This is a genomic window from Psychrobacter sp. AOP7-B1-24 (genome assembly GCF_052376215.1).
Classification (GTDB): Bacteria; Pseudomonadota; Gammaproteobacteria; order Pseudomonadales; family Moraxellaceae; genus Psychrobacter.
Genome location: NZ_JBQSVL010000129.1, coordinates 1 through 3,963 on the forward strand (window position 1 = coordinate 1; position 3,963 = coordinate 3,963).

3 protein-coding genes are annotated in these 3,963 nt (G+C 37.6%); all 3 read left to right on the forward strand.

Annotation, left to right across the window (positions count from 1 at the left end; all coding sequences use genetic code 11):
* Window positions 1-610, forward strand: a 610-nt coding sequence (locus tag ACT3QP_RS14235) for a DUF2345 domain-containing protein (RefSeq protein ID WP_444519282.1), incomplete at its 5' end; no start/stop codon positions are given.
* Window positions 603-3,155 carry a LysM peptidoglycan-binding domain-containing protein gene (locus ACT3QP_RS14240; RefSeq protein ID WP_444525962.1) on the forward strand — a complete coding sequence of 851 codons (2,553 nt, stop codon included), beginning with the start codon at window positions 603-605 and terminating at the stop codon, window positions 3,153-3,155. The genes ACT3QP_RS14235 and ACT3QP_RS14240, both read left to right, overlap by 8 nt.
* The coding region (locus tag ACT3QP_RS14245) for a hypothetical protein (RefSeq protein WP_444525963.1) at window positions 3,133-3,963 on the forward strand (831 nt) is incomplete at its 3' end. The genes ACT3QP_RS14240 and ACT3QP_RS14245, both read left to right, overlap by 23 nt.

A 3,963-nucleotide genomic window follows, 5' to 3' on the forward strand; every position in this document is an offset into this window, starting at 1 on the left:
TGGTCAGTCAGGACTACACATCAGTGCCAATAGCAAACCTGTAGCGATACAGGCACAAGGCGGTGAGTTGCAGCTGCACAGTCAGCAAAGTATGACAATCGGTAGTGAGTCAGGTCAGGTCAATGTGTCGAGTCCGAAGCGGATTAAGCTGCAAACGTCAGCTGGAGCGTCGATTACCATCGATGACAGTGGTATTAAGCTGGTGTGCCCAGGCACGGTTAAGATAAAAGCAGTGAAGAAAGAGATGGTGGCGGGGGCTAAAGCCAATTACTCGCTACCGATGATGCCTGATACTATTCCGCTGTTTAGTAATAAACTCGATGTTTATGATTTGTTTTATCAGCACAATTTTGAAGATATCGAGTTTCAGATGCTAAGACCTGACGGGCAACTGATAGAAGGTGTATTAGATGAACATGGGCGTACCGCACCAGTGATTAGCGATAAAGAAGAAGAGGTTGAAATACTAGTGGGCTTTAAAGATACGGATTGGGGTGTTGAGTTTGAACCTGATGGAGATGAAGAGGTAGAAGTGTCTGACGAAGATAGTAACAATGAATCAAAGGATTCTTCAGACCAAAACTCTGATCAGGAGAGCAACGATGAGTAAAACTAAAAGCATTGTATTTCAACTCAAGTTTATTAGTCTTCTTAACCAACCTTTTCCCAACTTATATCATGAAGTTAGAGAGCTAGGGAAGTTGATTAGTGCTAACACCACTAACGCTCAAGGACTTGGCACACCGATCAGTCGACCACCTGGCACGATATTAGTCGTTCATATACGTCACCCTTTAACTAAAAAAATGATCGTAATTAAAAAATTAATCAAAGTACCAGATAGGAAAGGTACGTATACAATAAAAGCGCCTTTTTATATTCAAGTAGCGAAGCTTAAAGCACTTCATCAAATTCAAAACTCTTACAAAAGAAGCACCCATAAAGTTGAGTCAAATAAAGATGAGTACGAAATCAAGAAGGGTCAAGATCTGTATACGATTGCTAAAATGTATGACACCACATGGCAGATACTAGCGCAGCTTAATAAATCGACTATTAAAGACCCTAATAAGATAGTTCCAGGTCAAGTTATCAAAGTGCCACCCAAAGGTAGCAGTTTGACGGGTAAAACGAATGATAGACCTGACTCGTTAACCTCGCAGACTCACTATAAAGTTAAAAAAGGTGATACCTTATCTAGTATCTCACAAAGAAGCGGCGTATCTGTAGAACAGCTTCAACGTATGAACGGGATAACGGATCCAACAACATTACAAGCGGACCAAACGATCAAGCTACGTAGTGATGGTTCAGCACAGACTCACACGACACCGAAGCCCTCATCCACCCCCACTCCTATATCCACGTCAAAACCATCCTCCTCTGATAAAGAAGAAAATGGGTTTTTCGATGGTGCGATGGATGCTGCAGCTGATATAGTGAAAGGCACGGCCGGCGCTATTGGTGGGGCTTTTGAGACTATAGGTAATGGTTTAGGCGCGTTAGGTGACAAAGCAAAAGGAGAGCTGGAGGACTTAAATGAAGCTATGAGTGGTGGGGAAAATGATAAGCCTTCTGGAGGGGCGCCTGCGGCTAGTACTAATTCAGGTATTAGCTCTTCATCTACATCAGGTAGTTATACCGTGAAAAATGGCGATACTTTGAGCGGTATTGCACGTAAGCATGGTGTCAATACTAATGATTTAGCTCGTGCTAATGGCTTAAAAATTACTGATATTATTCACCCTGGTGATAAACTAAAAATTCTTACAGGCGGCGCTACTAGTTCATCTACGAGTAGTTCTTCTCAACCAAGCAAGCCAGATATACCTGTAAACGTGACAACTAAACCGAGTAATAGCTCTGATGGTACGCCAAAGGATATCACTACTACCAATGGTTCCTGTATTTGTAAAGCACATGATTTGATTTGGGGTAAAAAGTTTAATTGCGATGAAAGGCTAAAAGTGATTGAGATATGCCAAAACCTATGGCCAAATAATTATTTGAAAACAGCAAATAATTTGATGGCTATATTTTCTTGGGAAAGTGGAGAGAAATTTGAGACAGGTACCCCTAATAAAAGAAACTCTGGTGGTACAGGACTTATTCAAATCATGCCCTCCACGTATAAAAACTTGACAGGTAAAGAACCTATTTTTGAAACAGTTTACAATTATTGGGGTCTAGGTAAAAATTTAAGAAGGGTCAAACAACTTGCTGATATGACCGTATTGGAGTATCTAGATATTGTCGAAAAATATTTCGAACCTATTAAAAATAAAGATTTAGAATTTATAGATTTTTATCTTCAGGTTATATTTCCTGCTTCTAGCGGACTACCTGAACACGTTGTTTTTGCAAAAGATTATAACGACTTAGATTTACCCAATGAGAAAGAAGGCAGAAAAAAAGAAAGAGTAGAAAAATTTTCAAGAAACAATATGGATAAAAATAATGATGATATAGTTATGAAGTCTGAAATTGCGCAGTCAATTAAGCATTATTTAGTAGATGGTGAAGACTATAAGTCATTCGGCAATTGTGAAAAGTTTAGTATTGTTGAAAAACCAGTTTTAAATAGTAGTGACTGCCCTTCAAATATATCAGGTTGTTTTTGCAATAGAACAGAGAGACTACCAATACAAGCTGGTTTTCTAAATCATTCTCGTATAATAAAAAATCATACTCCTAAGCTTGAAAGAAGAAATTATACTCAGAAAATTAAAAAAATAATTTTGCATCGAACTGTCAATAGTTCTGCTCAGGCAACATTTAATTCTTTTAATAGGGGGTCAAAACCATATGGTACACATTTTGTTGTAGACAAAGATGGTAAAATTTATCAAACAGCTAACTTGAATAAACTTACTATACACGCTGGTAATGCAAACTCCTATTCAGTAGGAATTGAAGTTGTAGGTATGCCCGTCGATAAGAACGGAAAACCAACAGTTGGACCTCCAAATGGTAATAAAGTGCATAGTTGGCAAAAACTTACTGTAAAACAAACTCAAGGCGTTGCTTGCCTCACTAAGTATCTGCTTATTCATTATGGGTTGACTCAATCTGATATAGCAGTACATGAAGATGTCGCAGCTAAAACCGAAGGTGAAGGGAGGACAGTATACAATGCTATTAAAGAATATTTATAAGACTATAGGTATATTATTAATCACTTTATGTCTATCTGCTTGCCAAGAGGAAGCAGAGGTTTATCAAACTTTATGCGTTGATGCAGATACTACAATTAAAAATGACGTACCTGAAGAAGGTATTTCATGGTCACTATCTATAGATGATTTTAAACATCTGATCTTATTAGTCAAGAAAGAGTCGCAGCGAAACATTTATGTTATGAACTCTATTACAACCTGCGAAATGAAATTTGATGATATTGAAGTAGATAGTAACATTTGTAACATTACTTTAAATGCTGGAGCTTATGGTTATGCTGAATGCAGTGATGGCTCCAAATACAGTTTTGGGTGCTACCAAAAAGAATGTGATCAATATTTTCCATTTCCTTTTATAGACGAAGAAAAAACGGATAGTGAGCCAACCTTTACTAGTCTATCTAGTACTTTCAGTGATGAAACGTATGCAGAAAACTATAAGCACTATCTTAATAAAATTAACAAGCAACCACTCAGAGACAAACTAGCTGTAAAAGTTTACTTTGAAAATCCAAATTTAGACGATTCAAGCTATGTTATTAGATATGTAGATAAAGCATCGCCACTAAAAAACGGCATTCAAGAATACTTGAACGGTTTAACACCAGAAGAGAAAAGCTTGGGGTTTAAAACTAGTAACTTTGGTAATGATAGCTTTCAAGTAAAGATTGAAGACAATGTTGCCTTGATCAGCTTCATTGCTAGTGACTTGACAAGAGATCTGAAGTCTCCGCAGCAAGTAATAGACTTTACTACCTCTATTATTATGACAGCAGAACAATTTGAC